The 23,199-nt window shown below is 71.1% G+C and carries 24 protein-coding genes and 1 pseudogene; 15 read left to right on the top strand and 10 right to left on the bottom strand.

What is annotated here, in order from left to right:
* Window positions 1–70: 70 nt before the first annotated feature.
* Window positions 71–802, top strand: coding sequence for a DUF7873 family protein (locus IE185_RS01135; protein ID WP_138897971.1), 732 nt, complete (start codon window positions 71–73; stop codon window positions 800–802).
* 329 nt (window positions 803–1,131) lie between these two features.
* Here the strand turns inward: IE185_RS01135 and IE185_RS01130 are convergent, their stop codons facing one another.
* Entirely contained in the window at window positions 1,132–1,776 is a 645-nt protein-coding gene (locus tag IE185_RS01130) for a cysteine peptidase family C39 domain-containing protein (RefSeq protein WP_138897970.1), read from the bottom strand.
* 228 nt (window positions 1,777–2,004) lie between these two features.
* Between IE185_RS01130 and IE185_RS01125 the strand changes: the two genes are divergently transcribed.
* From IE185_RS01125 to IE185_RS01115, 3 genes are read left to right on the top strand one after another with little or no spacing between them, the layout of a single operon-like run.
* Window positions 2,005–2,544 carry a cupin domain-containing protein gene (locus IE185_RS01125; RefSeq protein WP_189714422.1) on the top strand — a complete coding sequence of 180 codons (540 nt, stop codon included), beginning with the start codon at window positions 2,005–2,007 and terminating at the stop codon, window positions 2,542–2,544.
* Between the two features lie 10 nt (window positions 2,545–2,554).
* Window positions 2,555–2,755 carry a hypothetical protein gene (locus IE185_RS01120; protein WP_138897969.1) on the top strand — a complete coding sequence of 67 codons (201 nt, stop codon included), beginning with the start codon at window positions 2,555–2,557 and terminating at the stop codon, window positions 2,753–2,755.
* Window positions 2,756–2,757: 2 nt separating this feature from the next.
* Window positions 2,758–3,396 (top strand): nucleoside/nucleotide kinase family protein, encoded by a 639-nt coding sequence (locus IE185_RS01115; RefSeq protein ID WP_138897968.1) that lies wholly within the window; start codon window positions 2,758–2,760, stop codon window positions 3,394–3,396.
* Window positions 3,397–3,452: 56 nt separating this feature from the next.
* Here the strand turns inward: IE185_RS01115 and IE185_RS01110 are convergent, their stop codons facing one another.
* Both IE185_RS01110 and IE185_RS01105 read right to left on the bottom strand, forming a co-directional pair.
* Window positions 3,453–4,328: a carbohydrate kinase family protein gene (locus IE185_RS01110; protein WP_189714647.1), complete on the bottom strand. Its 876-nt coding sequence runs from the start codon at window positions 4,326–4,328 to the stop codon at window positions 3,453–3,455.
* Window positions 4,329–4,411: 83 nt separating this feature from the next.
* Window positions 4,412–5,332: a pseudouridine-5'-phosphate glycosidase gene (locus IE185_RS01105; protein ID WP_138896163.1), complete on the bottom strand. Its 921-nt coding sequence runs from the start codon at window positions 5,330–5,332 to the stop codon at window positions 4,412–4,414.
* An 89-nt stretch (window positions 5,333–5,421) separates the two neighbouring features.
* Here IE185_RS01105 and IE185_RS01100 point away from each other — a divergent pair, with 89 nt between their 5' ends.
* The 3 genes from IE185_RS01100 to IE185_RS01090 all read left to right on the top strand — a co-directional run bounded on the left by IE185_RS01100 (window position 5,422) and on the right by IE185_RS01090 (window position 8,104).
* Complete coding sequence (locus IE185_RS01100) at window positions 5,422–5,847, top strand: VOC family protein (protein ID WP_138896162.1); 426 nt, start codon at window positions 5,422–5,424, stop codon at window positions 5,845–5,847.
* 140 nt (window positions 5,848–5,987) lie between these two features.
* Entirely contained in the window at window positions 5,988–6,350 is a 363-nt protein-coding gene (locus IE185_RS01095) for a cupin domain-containing protein (protein WP_138896161.1), read from the top strand.
* Between the two features lie 152 nt (window positions 6,351–6,502).
* Window positions 6,503–8,104, top strand: a complete 1,602-nt coding sequence (locus IE185_RS01090) for an IS1634 family transposase (protein WP_229843301.1) — start codon at window positions 6,503–6,505, stop codon at window positions 8,102–8,104.
* 24 nt (window positions 8,105–8,128) lie between these two features.
* Here IE185_RS01090 and IE185_RS01085 read toward each other — a convergent pair whose 3' ends face one another.
* From IE185_RS01085 to IE185_RS01070, 4 genes are all read right to left on the bottom strand, one after another.
* Window positions 8,129–9,580, bottom strand: coding sequence for an MFS transporter (locus IE185_RS01085; protein WP_189714418.1), 1,452 nt, complete (start codon window positions 9,578–9,580; stop codon window positions 8,129–8,131).
* On the bottom strand, window positions 9,577–9,744 hold the full coding sequence (locus IE185_RS01080) for a hypothetical protein (protein ID WP_167519002.1): 168 nt from the start codon (window positions 9,742–9,744) through the stop codon (window positions 9,577–9,579). The genes IE185_RS01085 and IE185_RS01080 overlap by 4 nt, the downstream gene beginning before the upstream one ends.
* Before the next feature lie 74 nt (window positions 9,745–9,818).
* A complete protein-coding gene (locus tag IE185_RS01075) occupies window positions 9,819–10,373 on the bottom strand; it encodes a methylated-DNA--[protein]-cysteine S-methyltransferase (protein WP_138896159.1) in 555 nt (184 codons plus the stop codon).
* Window positions 10,374–10,425: 52 nt separating this feature from the next.
* A complete protein-coding gene (locus tag IE185_RS01070) occupies window positions 10,426–11,301 on the bottom strand; it encodes a glycerophosphodiester phosphodiesterase (protein WP_189714416.1) in 876 nt (291 codons plus the stop codon).
* Window positions 11,302–11,554: 253 nt separating this feature from the next.
* On the opposite strand from IE185_RS01070, the gene IE185_RS01065 reads away from it, so the two are divergent.
* The 5 genes from IE185_RS01065 to IE185_RS01045 all read left to right on the top strand — a co-directional run bounded on the left by IE185_RS01065 (window position 11,555) and on the right by IE185_RS01045 (window position 18,681).
* Window positions 11,555–12,364: an MHYT domain-containing protein gene (locus IE185_RS01065; protein WP_138896157.1), complete on the top strand. Its 810-nt coding sequence runs from the start codon at window positions 11,555–11,557 to the stop codon at window positions 12,362–12,364.
* 50 nt (window positions 12,365–12,414) lie between these two features.
* Entirely contained in the window at window positions 12,415–14,544 is a 2,130-nt protein-coding gene (gene uvrB / locus IE185_RS01060; RefSeq protein WP_138896156.1) for an excinuclease ABC subunit UvrB, read from the top strand.
* Between the two features lie 187 nt (window positions 14,545–14,731).
* Window positions 14,732–15,298: a TerD family protein gene (locus IE185_RS01055; protein ID WP_069930790.1), complete on the top strand. Its 567-nt coding sequence runs from the start codon at window positions 14,732–14,734 to the stop codon at window positions 15,296–15,298.
* Window positions 15,299–15,440: 142 nt separating this feature from the next.
* Window positions 15,441–17,432, top strand: a complete 1,992-nt coding sequence (locus tag IE185_RS01050; protein WP_189714415.1) for a TerD family protein — start codon at window positions 15,441–15,443, stop codon at window positions 17,430–17,432.
* Window positions 17,433–17,658: 226 nt separating this feature from the next.
* Window positions 17,659–18,681 carry a TerC family protein gene (locus IE185_RS01045; RefSeq protein WP_138895793.1) on the top strand — a complete coding sequence of 341 codons (1,023 nt, stop codon included), beginning with the start codon at window positions 17,659–17,661 and terminating at the stop codon, window positions 18,679–18,681.
* 91 nt (window positions 18,682–18,772) lie between these two features.
* On the opposite strand, the gene IE185_RS01040 is transcribed toward IE185_RS01045, so the two are convergent.
* The gene (locus IE185_RS01040; protein ID WP_138895794.1) at window positions 18,773–20,059 is read right to left on the bottom strand and encodes an MFS transporter; all 1,287 of its coding nucleotides are present in this window, start codon (window positions 20,057–20,059) and stop codon (window positions 18,773–18,775) included.
* A 144-nt stretch (window positions 20,060–20,203) separates the two neighbouring features.
* Window positions 20,204–20,389, bottom strand: a pseudogene (locus IE185_RS01035) (MBL fold metallo-hydrolase); the annotation flags it as partial.
* A gap of 18 nt (window positions 20,390–20,407) precedes the next feature.
* Between IE185_RS01035 and IE185_RS01030 the strand changes: the two are divergent.
* On the top strand, window positions 20,408–21,922 hold the full coding sequence (locus tag IE185_RS01030) for a recombinase family protein (protein ID WP_170198308.1): 1,515 nt from the start codon (window positions 20,408–20,410) through the stop codon (window positions 21,920–21,922).
* Between the two features lie 83 nt (window positions 21,923–22,005).
* Here IE185_RS01030 and IE185_RS01025 read toward each other — a convergent pair whose 3' ends face one another.
* Window positions 22,006–22,596, bottom strand: coding sequence for a helix-turn-helix domain-containing protein (locus IE185_RS01025; protein ID WP_138895797.1), 591 nt, complete (start codon window positions 22,594–22,596; stop codon window positions 22,006–22,008).
* A 146-nt stretch (window positions 22,597–22,742) separates the two neighbouring features.
* On the opposite strand from IE185_RS01025, the gene IE185_RS01020 reads away from it, so the two are divergent.
* Together IE185_RS01020 and IE185_RS01015 are read left to right on the top strand one after the other, a co-directional pair.
* Window positions 22,743–22,952: a DNA-binding protein gene (locus IE185_RS01020; protein ID WP_138895798.1), complete on the top strand. Its 210-nt coding sequence runs from the start codon at window positions 22,743–22,745 to the stop codon at window positions 22,950–22,952.
* Entirely contained in the window at window positions 22,949–23,140 is a 192-nt protein-coding gene (locus IE185_RS01015) for a hypothetical protein (protein WP_138895799.1), read from the top strand. The genes IE185_RS01020 and IE185_RS01015 overlap by 4 nt, the downstream gene beginning before the upstream one ends.
* Window positions 23,141–23,199: the final 59 nt, after the last annotated feature.

Below are 23,199 nucleotides of genomic sequence, written 5' to 3'. Positions count from 1 at the left end.
GGCAGTTCTGCGACGGGCCTCGCGAATAATCGTTCGAGTTCGGACGGTTGATGTTGCTAGCGTCACGGACGTGGCGAAACTCAATCAGATCATCGCAGTCGAGAAGGGCGTCAAGTCCAAGGCGCAGCAGGACGTGACGGCAGCCCAGCACAGCCTCCAGAAGCCGGCCCTGCTCGCGGGCATCTCGCGTACGTATCAGGCGAAGGACGAGGAGGGCGAGCAGCTGCCGCCCGAGTCCACGCGGGTGCAGGTCAGGGCCGGGGACGTGCTGCGCGAGACCGCGAAGTCGCTGACGCGGCTGTTCGACGTGACCGCCACCAAGGACTGGGCCAACTGCACCGCGCGCGCCGACGTGACCGTCGACGGACGGGTGCTGGTGAGCGAGGCGCCGGTGTCCTATCTGCTGTTCCTGGAGAAGCAGTTGGCCGACATCAACGCCTTCGTGCGCAAGCTGCCGGTGCTGGACGCCTCCGAGGCGTGGACCCTGGACCCGTCGACCGACGACTGGAAGACCGACGCGGTACGGACGCTTCGTACGAAGAAGGTGCCGCGCAACCACGTGAAGGCGGAGGCGACCGACAAGCACCCGGCGCAGGTCGAGGTGTACTACGAGGACATCCCGGTCGGGTACTGGACGACCGTGAAGTTCTCCGGCGCGCTGACGGCCCGCCGCGTGAACGAACTGCTCGAACGGGTGGAGAAGCTCCAGCAGGCCGTGAAGTTCGCGCGGGAAGAGGCGAACGGCGCCGAGGTCACGGACCAGCGCGTGGGCGACGCTGTCTTCGGCTACCTGTTCGGGTAGCCTCACTGACTCCCCGGCCGCCATCGTGCGGCCGGGGTGCGCGAGGAGCGCAAGCTGAAACTGAAGTTCGTCGTGACTGCCGCGGTGCGCAACCGGATCCGGATGCGGCCGCGATCAATCTCAGACTCTTGCTCCAGACTCAGCATTCGCCGCCGATCGCCGGTTCAACCGGGCCCAGGCCCATGCGCGTCGAGATGCCGGTTCAATTCCGGCCCGTGGAGCTCGGTCCGCGGTGGTCTAAAGGCATGACACGGCGACATCACGACTGACCTGGTCCCCTTACTGGACGGCGTGCCACATGGCGGCATCCCACAGGGCCCGGGGGCCGGCTACGCCCCCGGGCCCGCTTCCGTACTCCGGAACGAGACCCCGCGCCCCGCGAAGAACCGCTCGAACGTGGCCAGCGGCAGGTCCGCCGCACGGGTGGCCGCGGTCGTGCCGGACGGGTTGTGCAGGTGCACCCCGTCTGGCGTACGCGCCGTGATGAGGACCAGGTGCCCGCCCTTGCCCGGAGCCTCGCGGTCCGGATTGCGGATCTCGTAGTGCACCGACGCCATGACACTCCGGCCCCGGTCCAGCAGCCCGAGGATCTCGGGCGCGGTCAGGTGGCGGTGGACCGTGGCGCGCAGTGCGTGGGCCTCTTCGGCGTACGCCGCCATCGGTGCGTAGATCAGGCCGCGGATCGTACCTTCCGAATCCCGCGTGTACGCCCCGTACTTCAGCGCCCCGTCGCGGAGAGCGAAGAGGGACGGGGCGCCGGGACCGAGGACCATGCGCAGGCAGGTCATGCCGCAGAGGTGCCCGCACCACCGGGCGTAGTCCTCCACCGTCGCCGCACCGGAGGACCGCCACGCCGGGTCCGCCGCCGGGTCGAGGCCGCCGTACACGATCCGCTCGATCAGACCGGGGGAGGCGAACTGGGTGTGCACGGGGAAACGGCAGGTGGGGCAGGACGGGTCGACGGTGCTGGTCACTGGGGGCGTCCGTCCACATGCGGCCGGCACGGCCGAGGGCCGCGTTCGCGCCACCAGCGTACGGCAGGGAGCGCGGGAGACGCGGGCGCGGTCGCCGGCGCGACGGTCGCGCGCACCCTCTGGGGGGTGGATCGACTCTCGGATACGGTGAGCCCCGATCCGGCGGTGCGGGCGAGGGGATTCTCCGGTCGAATCCGGCCTCCTTGCCCAGGAGTTGGAGGGGGACGAATGAGGCTCAGGGGATTGCTGCGACGCGTGCGCGGCGGCGAGGGGCGGTGGGGGCACAAGGGAATGGTCCTCGGCGGATGCGTCGCGGCGCTCGGCGTCGTACCGTCCGCCGCGCTCGCCACACCCGGCAGCGGTGTGACCGGAACGGTGCTGGCCACCGGCACCTCCTCCGGGACCATGAAGGTGGTGGCCGAGGGGGTCACCGATGTGGTCGTCCGCACCATCACCATCGCCCCGGGCGGATCGACCGGCTGGCACCACCATCCCGGTCAGCTCATCGCCGTCGTGCAGAAGGGCACGCTGTCGCGGACGCTCGGCGACTGCTCCGTCGAGACGACGAGCGCCGGCCAGTCCTTCGTCGAGCCGTCCGGAGCCAAGCACCGCCACATAGGCCGCAACCTCGGGACCGAGCCGGTCGTGCTGTACGTGACCTACATGCTGCCCGCCGGCAGTCCGCTCTCCGTCGACGCCGAAGCACCGGCCTGCGCGTCGGGGGAGCAGAACGGCTCGTCCGGCGGGCGCCGCCGCGCGAGCGGCTAGGGTCGGTCGTATGACTTCCGATCTCTGGGCCGCGCTCCCCGCCGCCGTACGCGACAAGGTGGACGAACTCATGGCCGAGGGGCGATCGGTCCAGGCCGTCTTCGCCGTCCGTTCCTCGGGCGTCGAGCCGAGGCCGGGCCTGCGCGCCTGCCAGGACCTGGTCGCGGAGCGGGGGGCGGCGCTCGGCGCCCGGCCGGACCCCTCTGCCTGACCGTGCGGTTCGAAGCGATCACCTGGGACCGCCTCGCCACCACCCTCGCCGACCACCTCACCGGCGCTGACGAGCGGCCGTCGCCCTGGCTCAGAGCCGCCCTCGACGGCGCACCTGCCGCCGGTACCGGCGAGCTGGCCGAGCGGCTGTCCCACGCCCTGCGCCTGCGGGGGCGAACGGTCCTCGTCGTCGCCGCCGAGGACTTCCTGCGGCCGGCGTCGCTGCGCTACGAGTTCGGCAGGCAGGACCCGCACTCCTACTACGAGGGCTGGTTCGACACCGGTGCCCTGTGGCGGGAGGTCTTCACGCCACTGGAGCCGGGGGGCAGCGGACGCGTGCTGCCCGACCTGTGGGATCCGGCCACCGACCGGGCGACGCGCAGCCCGTACGTCCCCCTGCCGCCCGGCGGTGTGCTGCTGCTGCACGGCCCGATGCTCCTGCGGCACTGGTTCCCCTTCGACCTCACCGTGCACGTGCGTCTGTCAGCGGCGGCGTTGGAGCGCAGAACCGCACCGGAAGCGCGGTGGACCCTCCCCGCCTTCGCGCGCTACGAGCAGGAGGCCGGCCCGGGGGAGGCCGCCGATGTCGTCGTACGGGCCGACGACCCACGCCACCCCGCGTGGACGGGACTGCGACGCTAAGGCCCCTTGTTCCCGCAGGTGGGGGGCGCGTGCTCTCCGCCACGCCCCGCGTCCGCTCACGGAAGCGGTGGCCGCCCGCCGACCAGGGTCACCGCACGCGCCCCCGCCCGGCACCCGGCTGCCAGCGCCCCCGCGTCGTCCGCACCGCCGAGGCGCGCCGCGAGGAAGCCGCCCGCGAACGCGTCGCCCGCACCCGTCGTGTCCACCGCCTCCGCCGGTACGGCCGGAACGCGGTGGCGCACCTCCCCGCCGGCCGCGAGCAGCGCTCCTCCCGAGCCCAGGGTGACGGCGACCAGGGGAAAGTGACGGCTCAACTTGGCCGCGGCGTCCCCGGTGTCCGGCAGCCCCGTGAGCAGGCGGGCCTCGTCCTCATTGGGCAGCAGCACGTCCGCCCCGGCCACCGCCTCCAGGAAGCGGTCCACCCCCAGCTCGGCGATGAACCCCGCCGACGCCGGGTCCACGCTCACCGTCACCCCCCGTTCCCGGGCGGCCCGCACTGCCAGCCCGGCGGTCTCCCGGCTCGTGCCGGCGAAGAACAAGTAACCGGACAGATGCAGATTACCGACGCCGTCCAGCAGAGCGCAGGACCAGTCGCCGGGGGAGAGCCGCAGGGCGGCGCCGCTGTCGGTCAGGAACGTACGCTCGGCGGCAGCGTCGACCAGGGAGATCACGGTCGCTGTCGCCGCCTCCCCGTCGAGCACGATCTGCGGACGCACACCCGCCCTCCGCAGGTGCTGCTCGTGCCAGGCACCCGCCTCCACACCCACACGCGCCAGGAGCCGTACGTCCGCCAGTCCCGTGTACGCCGCCCAGCAGGCCGCGTTGGCTCCCGCCCCGCCCGGCAGCGTCCGGATCCGCGCCGCGGTGTCGGTCGCCCGCGCCAGCGGCTTGCGATGGCGGGCCACGACATCGGTGACCACATCGCCGACCACCAGCAGCGCGCCGCCCGCGCCACCGACCCCGCCGTCGCGCGCACTCCCACGCGTGCCCCCTCCCGCTCCTCCCTCGTCCTCGCTCACGCCCGCACCCACGCGCCGGCGATCCGCGCGGCCAGCCGTACGTTCCCCCGGACCGCCGCCAGGTTCGCTTCCAACGAGGCGCCTTCCGTCTCCCGCGCGAGGTAGTCCAGCAAGAACGGCGTCACCCCCTGGCCCGTGATGCCTCGCTTCCCGCACGCGTCCAGCGCCTCGGCCAGTATCCGGTCGTGCAGTGCCGGGTCCAGCTGCTCCGCCTCCGGGACGGGATTCGCGACGATCAGCGCCGCTGGGGGCCCGGCCAGCGCGTCCTGGGCCCGCATGACCGCCGCCACCTCGTCGGGCGTCCGCACGGTCCAGTCGACCGGCTCCCCGGAACTGCTCAGGTAGAACCCCGGAAAGTTCCCCGTGCCGTACCCGAGGACTCCCACGCCGAGCGTCTCCAGCCGCTGCAACGTCGCCGGCACGTCGAGGATCGACTTGACCCCCGCGCACACCACCGTGATCCGCGTCCGCGCCAGCAGCCCCAGATCCGCCGACTCGTCCTGCGTCTCGGTCCACTCCCGGTGCACGCCGCCGAGCCCCCCGGTGGCGAAGACGCGCAGACCCGCCCGCGCGGCCAGGAACGCCGTGGCCGACACGGTCGTCGCCCCGCTCGCACCCGCCGCCAGCGCCGGCGCGAGATCGCGGTGACCCAGCTTCCGCACGGAGTCGTCGTCCGCCACCCTGTCCAACTGCGCCTTGTCCAGACCGATATGGGCCCGGCCGTCAAGGACGGCGATGGTGGCGGGAACGGCCCCCTCGGCACGTACCACCTCCTCCAGCTCCTCGGCGACCCGCAGATTGCGTGGGCGCGGCAGACCGTGCGCGATGATCGTCGACTCGAGAGCTACGACGGGGCGGCGCTGCTCCAGCGCCTCCCGGACCTCCCCGGACATCTGCGGTGCGGCGGTGTCAGACATGCCCCCATTCCTGGCGCGCCGGGCGGCGCCTCAAACGTCACGCGGCGCGCCCCTTGTGCCCGGCGACGATCACCCAGGAGCCTGTCCGCATGACAGGAACACATCTCGATCACGTCGTACTGTGGGTCAACGACCCCCTCGCTTCAGTGGAGTTCTACGAGAAGACCGTCGGTCTGACCGGAGTACGCACCGCCGAGTACGCGGACGGCAAGGCGGCCTTCCCCTCCGTGCGGGTCTCCGCCGATTCCCTCCTCGACCTCGCCCCGCTCACCATGGCGGGCTCCATGGACGCCATCCCGGGAGCCGGGGGCACGGCCGGCCACCCGGTCAACCACGTCTGCATCGCCATGGACAAGCAGGCCTTCGAAGCCCTGCACGTCCGGCTGGAGGCGAACGGCGTCGCGGTGTCGCCGTACTCCCACAACAGTTTCGGAGCCCACGGCGCGTCCCCGCGCTCCTTCTACTTCCGCGACCCCGACGGCAACATCATCGAGGCCCGCCACTACGACGAGTGACACGGACGCGACGTGTGGGCCGGGCCCGGGCCCGGGTCCGTGCCTCGCCCCGGACCCGGGCCCGCGTGCGCGAGCAGGGGTCACCACTGACAACGCCCCTCGGTGAGCCACCGCGGACGCCCCCGCTAGGGTGACGCGCCATGACGACAATCGATCAGACGCCCCCTTCTTTCGCCGTGCACATCCCGGACGCCGACCTGGAGCCGGAGCCGCTCGACCCGGACCAGATCGTGTCCGGCGAACCGGTGGTGACCGGCAAGGTGCTGTGGGAGTCCCCCGACGGCAAGCAGCTGCGCGGGATCTGGCAGATCACTCCTGGCGTGGTGACCGACACCGAGGCCAACGAACTCTTCGTGGTGGTCAGCGGGCGCGCCACGGTCGCGGTCGAGGGCGGCGACACCCTGGAGATCGGTCCGGGTGACGCGTGCGTGCTGCGCGAGGGGGACCGTACGACCTGGACGGTGCACGAGACGCTGCGCAAGGCGTACCACATCAGCCTCTAGCCCCGTACTTCGCGGGTCGTTGATTCGTATGGTGTGACCGGTCCGGGAGTGTCCCGGGCCGGTCGCATGGCGTTGGTCCGGATGTGTCGATGACTTCCCGGTCCCCGCGGCCACGATCTGAGCGTCAGCGCCTTGAAGTGGTGGTGACGTCCGTGGTGGAAAAGCGTCTGGGCGCTCTGCCTGTCGCTGCCGAGTTTCTGCGCCGGCTGGACGTGGCCGGGATCGTCGACGAGGTGTGTCCAGGCGGCGCGAGCGCGCATCTGACGCACGGGCAGGTCATCGAGGCGCTGGTGGCCAACCGGCTGACCTCGCCCGCACCGCTGGTGCGCGTCGGGGACTGGGCCCGCACCTGGGCGGTGGAGGAGGTCTTCGGCATCACACCAGACCTCCTCAACGACGATCGCCTGGCCCGTGCGCTGGACGCGATCGCCCCGAAGCTGGAAGTCGTCGCCGGCACCGTCGGCGCGCGGGCGATCACCGAGTTCGGGATCGACGTCTCGCGGCTGCACTGGGACATGACCAGCATGTCCGTCCACGGCGCCTTCCCCGCCCAGGACCAGGACGAGCAGTACCCGCTGATCGCCTGCAACGGGCATCCCAAGGACCGGCGGCTGGACCTGAAGCAGATCCAGACCGGGCTCGCGGTGACGGCCGACGGCGGGATCCCCGTGCACTCCCGGGTCTTCGACGGCGCCGCCGCCGAGGTCCGTCAGGTCGTCGGCGCGATGAACGACCTCAAAGCGATGGCCGGCACCCGCGAGTTCCTGATGGTCGCCGACTCCAAGCTGGTGTCCTACTCCAACATCACCGCCCTGCTTGAGGCCGGGGTGGAGTTCGTCGCGCCCGTCCCAGCCGCGCAGATCAAGGACGAGGTCTACGCGGTCCTGGATCCTCAGCGGGGCGAGCCCGTCGACTGGGTGCCTGAGCGGGACGAGAGGAAACCCGAGGCGGAACGGGAGACCTACCGGGTCCTGGAGGACACCCACACGCTGACCGGCCGCCGCAAAAGCGATCCGCCGCTGACCGTGCGCCGGATCCTGGTCCACTCCACCGCCGTCGCGGCCGGCCAGCAGGCTGCCCGGGCCAAACGACTGGCCAAAGCCGCCGAAGACCTCGACAGGCTCACCGCCGCGGCGGGCGGACGGCACTACAAGACCAGAGAGAAGATCGTTGCCCGGATCGGCGTCATCGCGACCAAGCGCCGCGTCACCTCCTGCCTGCGCTGGCACATCACCGCCGACGAGCACGGCACCCCCAGCCTTACCTGGCACTTCGACCAGGACGTACTGGGAGCCGAAACAGCCGTCGACGGCTGGTGGGCGCTGATCACCAGCGTCCCGGCCGAGAAAGCCGGCCCGGCCCACGTCCTGATCCATTACAAGGGCCAGGGCACCGTCGAACAGCGTTACCACGACTTCAAGGGCCCCCTCGCGGTGGCACCGGTCTTCGTTCAGCACAACCGGCGCGTCGCCGCGCTGATCCAGGTCATCTGCCTGGCCCTGCTCGTCTTCTGCCTGATTGAGCGGCAGGTTAGACGCGCGCTCGGCCCCGACGAGACCATGCCCGGCCTCTACCCGGACAACCGCCGCGTCCGCCCCACCGGCCGGATGATCCTCTACCAGCTCGGCGAACTCACCCTGCGGATCGGCAACGTCACCGACCCGCCAACCGTCCAGATCAACCGTGGCGTCCAACTCCACCTCCTCGACCTACTCGACACCGACATCACGCAAACCCGCTGGCCACAGACCTGAAACGGTCACCCGCGAAGTACGGGTCTAGCGGCCGGTGCCCTCCGGGTCGCCGGGGCCGGCCGGGTCAGGACGGCCGGCGGGGCCGGAGAGATCGGCGGCACCGACGGGTCCCGCGGCACCGACGGGTCCGGCGGAGGCGACCGCTTCGGCGGAGGTGACGGCTTCGGCAGGGGCGACGGCGCCGGCCGCCGCACTGTCGCCCCGCCCGCCCCGGGTGGCCAGCAGGGCCAGCGCGGCCATTGGCAGCAGAAGGCAGGCACCGATCGCGTTGAGCCAGCCGTAACCCGCCTGCGCGACGATGAGGCCGGCGGCCGCGCCGCCGATGCCCGCCGCCGTGTTCATGGTGAGGTCCGACAGCCCCTGGACGGCGGCGCGGGCCGGCTGCGGTACCGAATCGGTGAGCAGGGCGGAGCCCGACACGAGGCCCGCCGACCAGCCGAGGCCGAGTACGAAGAGCCCGGCGGCGGTCTGCGCGTGGCTGGGGCCCGCCGTACCGGCCAGCAGGGCGGCGAGGCAGAGCAGTCCGGCCGCCAGACCGATGACCGCGAGACGGCCGACCCGGTCGGACAGCCAGCCCATGACCGGTGAGAACGCGTACATCCCGGCGATGTGGCCGCTGATGACGAGACCGACGAGTTCGAGATCGGCGCCGTGGTGACCCAGGTCGACGGGGGTCATCACCATGATCGAGACCATCACGGTGTGACTTACGGCCACCGTCACCAGGGCGAGTCTGGCCCGCGACGAAGCGGCCACCGCCGCGAATCCGGCGCGCAGCGAGCGGCTCGCCGCCGACTGCGACTCCGCCGGGGCGAGGGCCCGGGCGGTGAGGAGCGGATCGGGTCGCAGCAGTACGGCGACGAGCAGACCCGTGACGAGGAAGATCCCGGCGGCCCACAGGAACGGGCCCGCCGTCTGGGGTATGGACGTGCCGGTGAAGGCCCGGCCCGCCGGGGCCGCGATGTTCGGGCCGAGGACCGCGCCGATCGTCGTGGCCCAGACGACCGTCGAGATGGCCCGCGCGCGCCGGTCGGGCTCGGCCAGGTCGGCCGCGGCGAAACGCGCCTGCAGGTTGGCCGAGGACGCGGCGCCGAATCCCGCCATGCCGAGCAGCAGCAGGGGGAAGTTCCCGACGACGGCCGCGACGACCACGAGCCCCGCGCCGAGAGCGCCGATCAGGTACGCGAGGACGAGGCCGGGCCGCCGGCCGCGCGAGGTCATCAAGGAGGCCAGCGGGATCGACAGCAGCGCGGTGCCGGCGACGGACGCGGTCGGCGCGAGCCCCGAGACCGCCTCGGTGCCGCTGACTTCGACCGCCAGCACGGGAGCGAGGGCGATGCCGATGGGCACGCCGAGCCCACCGAGGATCTGGCTCACGACGAGCACCACGGAGGTACGCCGCCGCAGGGCGCGCAACGCCTCGGGCGTGGGGGCCGCCACGGCCGTCTGTCCGGCCGCCTTGTCGGTCGTGGTCACCGCGTGTACGCCTTTCCCCCGTCGGCGGCGAGCGCCGCGGCGATCCGGCGGCCCGTCCGGTGCCGCCCTTCCTCGGGACCCCGGGGCAGCAGGTCCCCCCGGATCGGCGGACGGCTGACCCGGAAGCCGGGTCCGGGCTCGCGCACGGCGGGGGTGGTAGTCACCGCCGCAGTGTGCCAGCCCTTACGCAGCTGCGAAACCGGGAGCGCCCGGCCACATGCGCCGGACGGGTCCCGTCTCAGAACAGCGGCTGGGGCAGCACCCCTTCGAGCGCCAGCAGCGCCCGCTTCGTCTCCAGGCCCCCGCCGAACCCCCCGAGCCCGCCGTCACTCTCCACCACGCGGTGGCAGGGCACCACCACGGGCAGCGGATTCGACCCCATGGCCGCGCCGACCGCCTGCGCCGCTCCGGGCTGTCCGACCCGCCCGGCCAGATCGCCGTACCCGACGACCGTGCCGTACGGGACACCGGTCGCCAGCTCACGCAGGACCTGCCGGTTGAACCCGGAGCTGAGCGACCAGTCCAGCGGCAGAGCGAAGTCACGGAGCTCGCCGGCGAAGTAGGCCGCGAACTGCCGTACGGGCTCGGCCAGCCTCGGGGAGCCGGGCGCCTCGCTCACCTCGGCGCCCAGCCGTGTCCGCAGCTGGTCGAGGACCTTCTCCCGGACCGCGGGCCCGGCGTGGAAGACCACGCACACCAGGCCCGCGTCGGTGGCCGCGAGGAGCAGCGGCCCTATGCCGCTGTCGCCGCTGCCGATGACCGCCCACTCCACGAACCGCCCGTCGCTGTCCATGCGCACCACCGTACGGCGGGGCACTGACAACGGCCGCCGCGGCCGCCGGGGGCTAGTCGCCGACCGCGTCCCGGACGATGTCGGGATGGTTGGTGATGATCCCGTCCACGCCGAAGTCGTCCACCCGCGCGGCGTCCGCCGCGGTGTTCACCGTCCACGTGTTGACCTTGAGCTGCCTGCCGTGCGCGCCCTTCAGCCGGTGGACCGCCGCCGTGTACGCGCCCGTGAGCGAGGTGTGCGGCGGATTGATCTGGTCCGTGAACCGCGCGTACTTCGGCAGGTCGGCCACCGCGGGCGCGCCGAGGAAACCGGTCGTGATGTCGGGCCGCTGCTCGTGCACCGCCTTCACGCTGTCCGCGCCGAAGCTCTGGATCACGAGCCGGTGCTTGACGTGGTGCAGGCTCAGCCAGCCCGCCCTGCGCAGCACGCGCAGCGTGTCCTTCTCGATGCCCGGGTAGAGCTCGGGCTTCTTGATCTCCAGGAGCAGCTTCTGGTGGTTGCGCTCGACCCGGTTCACGTACTGCCTCAGGGTCGGCACGCGCGCGCCCGCGAACTTCGGGCCGAACCAGCTGCCCGCGTCCAGCGTGGCGATCTCCGCGGCGGTGAAGTCCTTGATCTTCCAGGGCGACCGGCCCGGGAAGCGCTGCTCGACATCGGTCGTCCTGGCGAGGCTGTCGTCGTGGACCACGACCAGTTCGCCGTCCTTGGTGCGCTGTACGTCGTTCTCCACCCAGTCGAAGCCCATCCGGTCGGCCAGGTCGATCGCCGCCAGCGTGTTCTCGGGCGCGTACGCGGACGCGCCCCGGTGCGCGATGACGGCCGGACCGTCGGGGCCGGGGTCGGGACCGACCGCCCGGGTGACCGGGGCGGGCAGCAGCAGTGCGGCGGCGCCCAGGAGCGCGGCGGCCGAGGCGGTGCGTGCGTACACAAGGACTCCTCGCGTGGAGCGATCACAGACAGTCCGAGAGTGGCAGCAGATAGTCAACATCGCACAGGCGGAGGATGGCCACGAAGTGAACGAAAACGTCACACAGGCTCCACGTGTCATCTCCCGGCCGCTGAATTTGCCGGGAAAACGTGTACTGATCACTCGCCGCCGCCTACTCTCGCCAAAAACAGGCCTCCGTACCACGAGTGGGGCCTTCTCCACCTGGTGACGGCAGCTGAAGGGCGCAAAAGGCATGCAGGGCACTGGCACTGTCGACGGATTCAGCTACGGCCTCGTCACCCCGGTCGCGGCGTACCTCATGGCCTGCCTCGGCGGCGCGCTGGGACTGCGCTGCACCGCGAGAGCCCTCACGAACGAGCGGCGCGGCCGGCGGGCCGGCTGGCTCGCGCTCGCCGCGGCCGCCATCGGCTCCGGGATCTGGACCATGCACTTCGTCGCGATGACGGGTTTCGCGGTGAAGGAGACCGCGATCGGTTACGACGCGGCCCTGACGTACGCCGGTCTCGGCGTCGCCGTCGTCATGGTCGGCGTCGGCGTCTTCATCGTCGGGCACCGGGGCGTCACCCCCATGGCCCTGGTCACCGGCGGCACCATAACCGGCCTCGGGATCGCCACCACGCACTACCTCGGCATGGCCGGAATGCGATTGCGCGGCCAGCTCCAGTACGACACCTTCACGGTCGTGCTCTCCGTGGTGATCGCGGTGGTGGCGGCGACGGTGGCGCTCTGGGCGGCCGTGTCGGTCCGCGGATTCCTGCCGAGTCTCGGCGCGAGCCTGGTCATGGGGCTCGCGGTCAGCGGCATGCACTACACGGGTATGGCGGCGCTCAGCGTCCATCTCCACGGGCCCGCGAGCACCGGAGGGGGCGAGTCGTCGACCCCCGTCCTCGCGCCGATGCTGATCGGTCCGGTGATCTTCCTGATCGTGGCGGGCGTGGTGATGCTGTTCGATCCGCGGCTCGTCGGCGGCCGCCCGCGCCGGCGGAGGCAGCCCCCGGCCGGCATCCCGCGCCCGGCCGCGGAAGCCTCGTGGCGCCGGTGACCCGGGGCGATCACCACGTGAGTGTCAGTGCCGGGTCGTACGGTTGATGCATGCGGCCCGTTTCAAGCATCGAACGCACGGTGGCGCCCTTCGAGGTCGTCAGTTCCTACCAGCCCAGCGGTGACCAGCCGGCGGCCATCGCCGACCTGGAGCGGCGTATTCGCGCAGGTGAGAAGGATGTCGTCCTGCTCGGCGCGACCGGCACCGGCAAGTCGGCGACCACCGCCTGGATGATCGAGAAGCTCCAGCGCCCCACCCTCGTCATGGCGCCGAACAAGACGCTCGCCGCCCAGCTGGCGAACGAGTTCCGCGAGCTGCTGCCCAACAACGCCGTCGAGTACTTCGTCTCGTACTACGACTACTACCAGCCCGAGGCGTACGTCCCGCAGTCGGACACCTACATCGAGAAGGACTCCTCGATCAACGAGGAGGTCGAGCGGCTGCGCCACTCCGCGACGAACTCGCTGCTCACCCGCCGCGACGTCGTCGTGGTCGCCTCCGTCTCCTGCATCTACGGCCTCGGTACGCCGCAGGAGTACGTGGACCGCATGGTGCCGCTGAAGGTCGGCGAGGAGATCGACCGCGACCAGCTCCTGCGCCGCTTCGTCGACATCCAGTACACACGCAACGACATGGCCTTCGCCCGCGGCACCTTCCGGGTCCGCGGCGACACCATCGAGATCTTCCCGGTCTACGAGGAGCTGGCCGTCCGGATCGAGATGTTCGGCGACGAGATCGAGGCGCTCTCCACGCTGCACCCGCTCACCGGCGAGATCATCAGCGAGGACCAGCAGCTGTACGTCTTCCCCGCCAGCCACTACGTCGCCGGTCCGGAGCGCATGGAGAAGGCGGTCCGCGGCATCGAGAAGGAGCTGGAGGAGCGGCTCGCCGAGATGGAGAAGCAGGGCAAGATGCTGGAGGCCCAGCGTCTGCGCATGCGCACCACGTACGACCTGGAGATGATGCGCCAGATCGGCAGCTGCTCCGGCATCGAGAACTACTCGATGCACATGGACGACCGCGCCCCCGGCACCGCGCCGCACACCCTCCTCGACTACTTCCCCGAGGACTTCCTGCTGGTCATCGACGAGTCGCACGTCACCGTCCCGCAGATCGGCGCGATGTACGAGGGCGACGCGTCCCGCAAGCGCACCCTCGTCGACCATGGCTTCCGGCTGCCGTCCGCGCTGGACAACCGCCCGCTGAAGTGGGAGGAGTTCCAGGAGCGCATCGGTCAGGCGGTCTATCTCTCCGCCACCCCCGGCGCGTACGAACTCTCCCGTTCCGACGGCTTCGTGGAGCAGATCATCCGCCCCACCGGTCTCATCGACCCCGAGGTCGTGGTCAAGCCCACCGAGGGCCAGATCGACGACCTGGTGCACGAGATCAGGAAGCGCACCGAGCGGGACGAGCGCGTCCTGGTCACCACCCTCACCAAGAAGATGTCCGAGGACCTCACCGAGTACTTCCTCGAACTGGGCATCCAGGTCCGCTACCTGCACAGTGACGTCGACACGCTGCGCCGCGTGGAGCTGCTGCGGGAGCTGCGCTCCGGCGAGTACGACGTCCTGGTCGGCATCAACCTGCTGCGCGAGGGTCTCGACCTGCCCGAGGTCTCGCTGGTGGCCATCCTCGACGCCGACAAGCAGGGCTTCCTGCGCTCGGGCACGTCCCTGATCCAGACCATCGGCCGCGCGGCGCGCAACGTCTCGGGCCAGGTCCACATGTACGCCGACAAGGTCACCCCGGCGATGGAGAAGGCCATCGACGAGACCAACAGGCGCCGGGAGAAGCAGATCGCGTACAACACGAAGCACGGGGTCGATCCGCAGCCGCTGCGCAAGAAGATCAACGACATCGTCGCCTCGATCGCGCGCGAGCAGGTCGACACCGAGGAGCTCCTCGGCTCGGGCTTCCGGCAGCCGAAGGAGGGCAAGGGGGCCAAGGCCCCGGTGCCGGTCCTCGGTAACAAGGCGGCCAAGGGCACCAGGGCGGGCAAGAAGGGCGATGTCCTCACCGACCGCCCCGCCGCGGAACTGGCAGCGCTCATCGAGGAGATGACGGAGCAGATGCGCGGCGCCGCCGCCGAGCTCCAGTTCGAGGTGGCCGCTCGACTGCGTGACGAGGTGGGCGAGCTGAAGAAGGAACTGCGACAGATGAGGGAGGCGGGGCAGGTCTGACGAGCCTGACACCTGGTGTGTTGCAAGACCGACACAAAGTACGCCGCGACGGTGGCGGCCCGGGTGTCACTGCGTAGGGTTCTCGACAGCCGCACGCACACGGGCGGGCCGCGGGGTAAGCATGGAGAGGGGACAGCGCGTGGTGGACGTATCCAAGGGCAGCGCGCCCGGGGGACCTGGCGTCAATCTGACCAAGGGTCAGGCCATCAGCCTGGAGAAGAAGGGCGGCGGCACGCTGACCGCTGTCCGGATGGGGCTCGGCTGGCAGGCGGCGCCCCGGCGCGGGCTGTTCGGCTCGCGCACCCGGGAGGTCGACCTCGACGCCTCGGCCGTCCTGTTCGCGGACAAGCAGCCGGTCGACGTCGTCTTCTTCCGCCACCTCGTCAGCGACGACGGCTCCGTGAAGCACACCGGTGACAACCTGGTCGGCGGCGCGGGTCAGGGCGGGGACGACGAGGCGATCCTCGTCGACCTCCAGCGCGTGCCGGTGCACATCGACCAGATCGTCTTCACGGTGAACTCCTTCACCGGCCAGACGTTCCAGGAAGTGCAGAACGCGTTCTGCCGCATCGTCGACGAGACCAACGGCCAGGAGATGGCCCGCTACACGCTCGACGGCGGCGGCCAGTACACCGCCCAGATCATGGCCAAGGTGCACCGCGCCGGAGCCGGCTGGCAGATGACGGCCATCGGCACCCCTGCCAACGGCCGTACCTTCCAGGACCTGATGCCGTCGATCCTGCCGCACCTGTAGCGGGCGACCACCGAAGCACGCGCAGCTCCCGGAGGCATCGGCCGCCGGGAGCTGCACCACATGCGCTCCACATCTCACTGGACGCAAGCCACCACCGGCCACCGCTGTGGCCGTCGACGACGCGACACGGGGGAGACAGGCGATGACGGCCGAACTGGTCCGGGGGCAGAACCACCCCTTGCCCCAGGCCCGTTTGGAGATCCGGGTGTCGGCCGGCACGCCGGTCGTGGCCGGTGCCACGCTCTGCGACGAGCAGGGCACCGTACGCGGCACGGAGTGGGTCGCCCACCCCGGCTCGCCGAACCTCCCAGGGCTCGAAGTGTCCAAACAGGCCGCGGCCGACCACCGGCTCGCCGTGGACCTCGAAGCCCTGCCCGAGACCGTGCACCGGCTGAACGTCCTGCTCGCTCTCCCCACGGGCGGGGGAGGCCCGGTCCGCTTCGGCGCCGTCGCCGCCCCGTTCGTCTCCGTCACGGGCCTCGACGGCGGCGAGGTCGCCACCTACACCGTGACCGGCCTGGACAGCGAGTCCGCCGTCGTCGCCCTCGAGCTCTACCGCAGGCAGGGCGTCTGGAAGGTGCGCGCCGTCGGCCAGGGGTACGCGGGCGGCCTCGCCGACATGCTCCGCGACCAGGGCCTCCCGCAGGCACGTGAGCTCGCGGTGACCATCCAGGAGGCCGTCAGCAGCGGCATGGCACGCGCCGTCGCCCCGCCCCCGCCCCGCACCCAGGACGGCGACCGGGCACGGCGTACGACGTCCCGCGCGGCGAACGCCGGACGCGACGCGCAGAGCGACGCGGCGCCGTCACCCACGACCGCCTCCGCCGCGGCCCCCGGCCCCGTCCCGCCCGCGCCCACCGCGCCGCCCGGCCCGGACGGCGGCGTTCCGCAGCCTCCCCAGGCCCCCCGGGGCGGCCCCGTCGACTACGCGCACCCGCGCCGCCGGAACACCGCGCCGCCCCCGCCGCCCGCCGCGCCACCCGCCCAGCCGGGCGGGCACCCGCAGCCCGTCGCCGGTGACGCGACCGGCTGGTCCATGGAGGAGCGGCTGTACAACCAGGTGTGGGGCATGTTCGAAGACCTGGCCCGCACGGTCGCGGCGTACCGCAGCGCGGTCGACTTCGCCGAGTCCCGGATGGAGCAGGAGCTCGACAAGGCCCTCTCCGACCCCCGCAGCCGGATCGGCACCGCGGGCGACAACGCCCGCGCGGCGGCCCAGGCCAAGCGCGACGAGCTCGTCGGCCGGGCCCGCGAGGTGCTGGACCGCGACCTGACCCAGCTCGCCGCCGAGACCGGCGTCGTCGAGCCCGCCCTGCCGCCCGCCTTCGCCTCCTGGGACAACCCGGTCTGGCACGGCTACCGGGTCCCCATGGAGATCCCGATGGCCCTGCGCGTCGGTGATCTCCACCTTTCCGAACAGCCGGACCTGCGCATTCCCATGCTGGTACGGCTGCCGCTGGAGCGCGGACTGTGGATCGACAGCGGCCGTTCCGGGTCCGGGGCCGCGCTGATGATGGAGTCCGACCAGCTGCGGGCGGCGGCCATGGAGACCGCCGCCGCGCACGCCGCGCGGCTGCTGGCGGTCTATCCCGCGGGCGAGTTCACCGTCCATGTCATCGACCCGGCGGGCACGGGCGCGCCCGCTCTCGCGCCGCTGACCGAGTCCGGCGTGCTCGCCGCACCGCCGGCGGCCGGCGCCCAGGGAGTGACGGCGGTGCTGGCCAAGCTCACCCAGCGGGTGGAGCTGGTGCAGATGGCGGTCCGTGGCGGGGCGACCGACTCGCTCCCGCCGGACCTGGACACGGCGGAGCAGCTGCTGATCGTCAACGACTTCCCACACGGTTTCGACGACCGCGCCGTGACCCAGCTCCGCTACCTGGCCGACGAGGGCCCGTCGGTCGGCGTGCACCTGATGATGGTCGCCGACCGTGCGGACGCCGGCGCGTACGGGCCTGTGCTCGACCCGCTGTGGCGGGCGTTGCTGCGTGTCACTCCGGTGCCCGACGACCACCTGATCGACCCGTGGGTCGGTCACACGTGGACGTACGAGCCGCTGCTGCCCCCGGCGGGCAGCCGGGTGGTGCGGCAGGTGCTCGCGCAGGTGGCGGCGGCGAGGCGGTCACTGCCCCGCTGACCGGCACTTTTGGGAGTGCTTTACCCATCCCTTTACCTTCTCTTGGGTGTTCCTGTACCCTTCGAGGAGCGGAGGGGAGTACTCCCGGCTGCGACGTACCCGTCAATACGGACCGCCATCGGTCCCGGGGCGTCGGCCCGAGTCGCACGGACACGCGCTCGGGTGGAAGAGACCTCCGGCAGCGACGACGCTGAGTGAGATGCCGTAGCTATCTGCCGGAGGCGCAGTGGACGTTTCAATGACCCTTTGGGTGCTGACCATTCTCGGTCTGGTCGCCCTGATCGCAGTCGACTTCCTCATCGGGCGCAAGCCGCACGATGTGTCGATCAAGGAAGCCGGCATCTGGACGGTCGTCTGGATCGTGCTGGCCGTGCTCTTCGGCGTGGGCCTGCTGGTCTTCGGCACCGCGCAGGCGTCCGGTGAGTTCTTCGCCGGCTTCATCACCGAGAAGTCGCTCAGTGTCGACAACCTGTTCGTCTTCGTCCTGATCATGGCGAAGTTCTCGGTGCCGTCCCACCTCCAGCAGCGTGTGCTGCTGATCGGTGTGCTGATAGCCCTGGTGCTCCGGGCGATCTTCATCGCGGCCGGCGCCGCGGTCATCGCCAACTTCTCGTGGATCTTCTACATCTTCGGCGCGTTCCTGATCTACACCGCCTGGAAGCTCATCCAGGAGGCGCGGGCCGACGAGGAGGAAGAGGCATTCGAGGAAAACCGTCTCCTCAAGTCGATCGAGAACCGCTTCGGCGTCGCGGACCGGTACCACGGCACGAAGCTGTTCATCCGGAACAACGGCAAGCGCGTCCTGACGCCGCTGATGGTCGTCATGCTCGCCATCGGCACCACCGATGTGCTGTTCGCGTTGGACTCGATCCCGGCGATCTTCGGCCTCACCCAGGACCCGTACATCGTCTTCACCGCCAACGCCTTCGCCCTCATGGGTCTGCGGCAGCTGTACTTCCTCATCGGCGGGCTGCTCAAGAAGCTGGTCCACCTGAGTTACGGCCTGTCGGTCATCCTGGGCTTCATCGGCGTCAAGCTGGTGCTGCACGCCCTGCACGAGTCCGGGGTGCACGTTCCCGAGATCTCCATCCCCTTCTCGCTGACGGTCATCTGCGGCGTGCTGATCATCACCACGATCACCAGCCTCATCGCCAACAAGAAGACCGAGCAGCGCGCCCAGGCCGCGCAGGCCGCCGCGCAGGACGAGCCGGCCGCGTCCGACGACGCCAAGGAGAGCGTCGAGTCCTGACCGGCCACGACGCACGGACATCGGCACCGGCCGGTGCGAGCGGAGCTCTCAGCCCGCCCGCACCGGCCGGTGTTCCGCGTTCCACGGGGGGTCAGGCGGCGGCCGGTTCGGCCGGTTCCACCACCCGGGCGGGTGCCGGCCTGGTCTCCGGCAGCAGCGCGAAGCAGCCCAGGCTCAGGAGCGCGATGGCGGTCAGGTACACCGCGACCCCCCACGGCGGCCCGTCGCCGTGCGCCACGGCCGTCGCGACCACCGGGGTCAGCGCGCCGCCGAGGACCCCCGCCAGGTTGTAGCCGACGGCTGCCCCCGTGCACCGCACCCTCGGCTCGTACAACTCCGGGAGATACGCGGCGATCACCGCGAACATGGTGATGAACGACAGCAGCGCTCCCAGGAAGCCGAGGAACATCAGCAGGGGCTCCGCGGTCCGCAGCAGGGCGACCATCGGGAACATCGAAAGCGCCGCCCCCGCGCAGCCCGCCAGGCACAGCGGCCTGCGCCCGTAGCGGTCGCCCAGCATCGCCGCGAACGGAGTGACCACTCCGGTCACCGCCACGGCCGCCATGATGCAGGCGAGCATCACCGTACGGCTGACGCCCAGTTGTTCCGTCGCGTACGCCAGCGACCAGGTCGTCACGGCGTAGAAGACGGCGTACCCCACAGCGAGCGCGCCGGCGGTCAGGAGGACCAGCCGCCAGTGGTCGCGCGCGACCTCGACGAGGGGGACGCCAGCCCGCTCGCCGGTCTCGCTGAGCTGCTTGAACTGCGGCGTCTCCGCCAGTGATGTACGCAGCAGGAGCCCGCCGGCGGCCAGCAGCCCGGCCACCCAGAACGGCACGCGCCAGCCCCAGGAGGCGAACTGCGCGTCGGTCAGCGAGGCCGAGAGGGCGAGCATGATGCCGTTGGCGAGGAGGAAGCCCACCGGCGGGCCGATCTGCGGGAAGCTCGACCACAGGCCGCGCCGGTGCGCGGGGGCGTGCTCGGCGGTCAGCAGGACCGCGCCGCCCCACTCGCCGCCGAGCCCGAGTCCCTGGAGGAAGCGCAGTACGAGGAGGAGCGCGGGCGCCGCCACTCCGATCGATCCGTACGTCGGTACGCAGCCGACGGCGACGGTCGCGATTCCCGTGAGCAACAGGGACGCGAACAGGACAGGACGGCGTCCGTAACGGTCTCCGATGTGCCCGAAGACGACAGATCCGAGCGGCCGTGAAATGAAACCAACAGCGAAGGTGCCGAACGCCGCGAGCGTTCCCGCGAGCGGCGAGAAGGTCGGGAAGAAGAGCGGTCCGAGAACGAGCGCGGCGGCCGTTCCGTAGACGAAGAAGTCGTAGAACTCGATGGCCGTTCCGGCGAGCGACGCGGCGGCGAGGCGGGCCATGGAGGGAGGTGAGGGAGGTCGTTCCTGGGGCATGCGGCCACAACTACCCGACCGCGCCCGCGGTTGTGGAGCGCACGGAAGTAGTCGTACCGGCTCGCGCGCCACGTCACTCCTCAGAGCGAGGAAGCACGCGGTACGGCGCTCCTACCAGCCGCGCTCGCGCCACTCCGGCAGGTGCGGGCGCTCGTTCCCGAGCGTGGTGTCGTCGCCGTGTCCGGGGTAGACCCAGGTCTCGTCGGGGAGCGCGCCGAAGAGCTTCTCCTCGACGTCACGGATGAGGCTCGCGAACGCCTCGGGATCCTTCCACGTGTTGCCCACGCCGCCCGGGAAGCCCTAGGGTCCTCTCCTGTGAACACTCTGACCCTCCCGCGCCGTACCGTCGCCTTCCTGTACGCCCGGATCTCCGAGGACCCACGCGACCGTCGACGGGGCGTCAATCGGCAGATGAACGACCTGCGGACGTTCTCCAAGGACAACGACTGGGAGATCGGCGGTGAGTACGTCGAGAACGACGTCTCCGCCCATTCGGGTGAGGAACGCCCCGAGTACGACCGGCTGATGGCCGACGCCATCGAGGCCGCCCGGGAGCCGGGGGTCCGCGTCATCGTGGTCGGATACCACCCGTCACGAGTCTGGCGGCGCCGTGTCGAGCGCGCACAGGCCATCGAGGACCTGCGTCACGCGAAGTGCTGGGTGGCGTTCGAGTCGGGCGGCCTGTTCAACATGGCGAAGGCGTCGGACCGGTCGCAGCTCGCGAACCTCGGCGAGTCCGACACCGCCGAGTCTGAGGTGAAGAGCGAGCGGGTGGCCCGCGCGGCCCTGGAGCGCGCCCAGGAGGGCCGGGCGAACGGGCCCGTGGCGTACGGGTGGAGGCGTCAGTACGAATACGACGCCCGCGGCCAGGTCGACGGGTTCCACGACGTAGAGGACCCCGAACAGGCCGCCGTCGTCCGCGACGTCGTCACCCGCCTGCTGTCCGGAGCCAGCCTCATCAGCATCACAGCCGACCTGAACGAGCGCGCGGTGCCGGCGCCCGGTGCGGGGATGCGGCTCAAGCGGCGGGCGGTAGGGCAGAACGCGGACGGGTCGCTATGGAACAAGACCAGCGTCAAGAAGCTCGCGCTGCGCCCGGCGAACGTGGGGCTCCGCGTCCACCAGGGCGTGGAGTACAAGGCGGCGTGGCCGGCGCTCATCACGGACGAGCAGTACGCGCAGCTGCGGAACCTGTTCGCGGAGCGGGCCGTCGTGCGGGAGCTGCCGGGGGCGCGGAAGCACCTGCTGACTTGGGGCGAGGTCGCGACGTGCGGGCCGTGCGGGTCGGTGCTCCGGGTCGCGTTGAAGGGGAACGCGACGCGGGGCCGGAAGCAGCCGACGTACGTCTGCGACGCGAGCGGTTGTGTCGGCCGGAACGAGGAAGCCCTCGACAAGTACGTCGGCACGGTGGTGGTGAAGCTGCTGTCAAAGCCTGCGGCAGCCGACGTGTTCCGCGGTGACGACTCGGCGGCCCTGGCAGCTCTGGAGCGGGCGGAGGGTCTGAAGGCACGCCAGGAGGCAGCCGCAGACGACTACGCGGACGGGATCATCACCCGGGAGCAGCTGCGGCGCATCACGGCCAAGCTGGCGAAGCAGATCACGGACGCGCAGAACGAGGCGCGCAGGTTGCGGCCAGCCTTCGACCTCGACGCGTTCAAGGGCCTCGTGGGGCCAGGATCCGGGGAAGCGTGGAACGCGCTCCTGGTGCCGCAGAAGCGGCGCGTCCTGGACGGCCTGGGGCTGCGGTTGAAGGTGTACCCGGTGGCGCGACGCGGCCCGGGATTCGATAAGACCACCATCGGCCTCCAGTGGGCGGGCGTGGGCGCCTGAGCCGGGCGCGGTACGGACGTGGCCCCCGGGGTGTCCCGGGGGCCACGTTGCCGTTCCGGGTGCGCGGAGGGCGTTCGGGCTGCTCAGTCGTCGTGGTTGCCGTGCTGGTCGAACTCGACCGGCTCACCGGTGCTGGCCTCGACCAGTGTCCCGTCCGGGCCGCGCTTGTAGTAGCCGCGGCCTCCGGAGTCCTCGAAGTGCGCTTCACGGCTGGCCAGTGACCGGCTGTAGCTCCGGATGCCGAGGGGCCGGGCGTAGCGCTGGAAGTCGGCGTTCGCAGTCCCGTCGTCGCCCTCGGGGACGGTGAGTGGGCGCCGGCCCTCGGCCCACGCCCACACGAACGTCGCGTCGACCGTGCCCGCGCCGGTCAGGCTGATGCTGCCTGATCCCTGGTGGGGGAGCAGCAGGGCGTTCGGGTTCACGCCGAGTGCCGCGGCGAGGGCGGTCAGGTCATCGACGTCGATACGGCGGACGTTCTTCGGCGGCTCGGCGCCGGCCTCCAGGGTCCGACCGTTCTCGATCTTGTTGAGGGCGTCGGCGCTGAGGCTGTGCCCGCGCCGTTTGAGGTCAGCTGAGAGCGCGCGGAGGCTGAGCCCCCGCGCCTCGCGCAGCCTGCGGAGATTGTCCGCGACGGCCCGGGAGGTCGGGCCGAGGTCCATGGGTCCTGTCGCCATAACCGCGACACTAGCTGTCGAGATTTCCGAGACGCGTGCGTGTGTTGTTGCGACGCATCAAGATCGCCGGTAGTGTCGCCGTCGTTACGACACTTACCGGTCCTACCGAGTGAGTTGTCTTGATTACGTCGACAGGAGTCTCGGAAATGTCGCAGCTCCCCACGCCTGAGGCGCTCCGGTCCGGCGAGTGGATGACGCCCCGCCAGGTGTCGGCGGTGACCCACTACGCCCTCCAGACGCTCGCGAACAACCGCAACCTCGGGATCGGCCTGCCGTACGTCAAGCTCCCGACCGGCCGCATCTGGTACCGGCGCGCGGACGTCGAGGCCTTGATCAGCGGGGCGGCCGCCGCGTGAACGTCGACCCGGACGGCTGGTGCACACCGGCCGCAGGACAGGACGACGAAGCGTTCATCGCCGAGTTCGTCGCGTCCCGGCCCCCGCTCACCGGAGCAGAGATCGCCGAGCTGCGCGCCATCTTCCGGCCCGCCCTGGCCAGGATCGCGCAGCGCGCGGTTCCCGAGGCGGACACCGATGCCGCCTAACCGCACTCAGACATGCGAAAGGCCCGGCTCCCTACCAAAGTCACCGGGCCTCTCTCAGC

The sequence above is a fragment of the Streptomyces chryseus genome, from assembly GCF_014650755.1.
Lineage (GTDB): Bacteria > Actinomycetota > Actinomycetes > Streptomycetales > Streptomycetaceae > Streptomyces > Streptomyces chryseus.
This window is presented reverse-complemented; position numbering and strand designations above follow the sequence as displayed.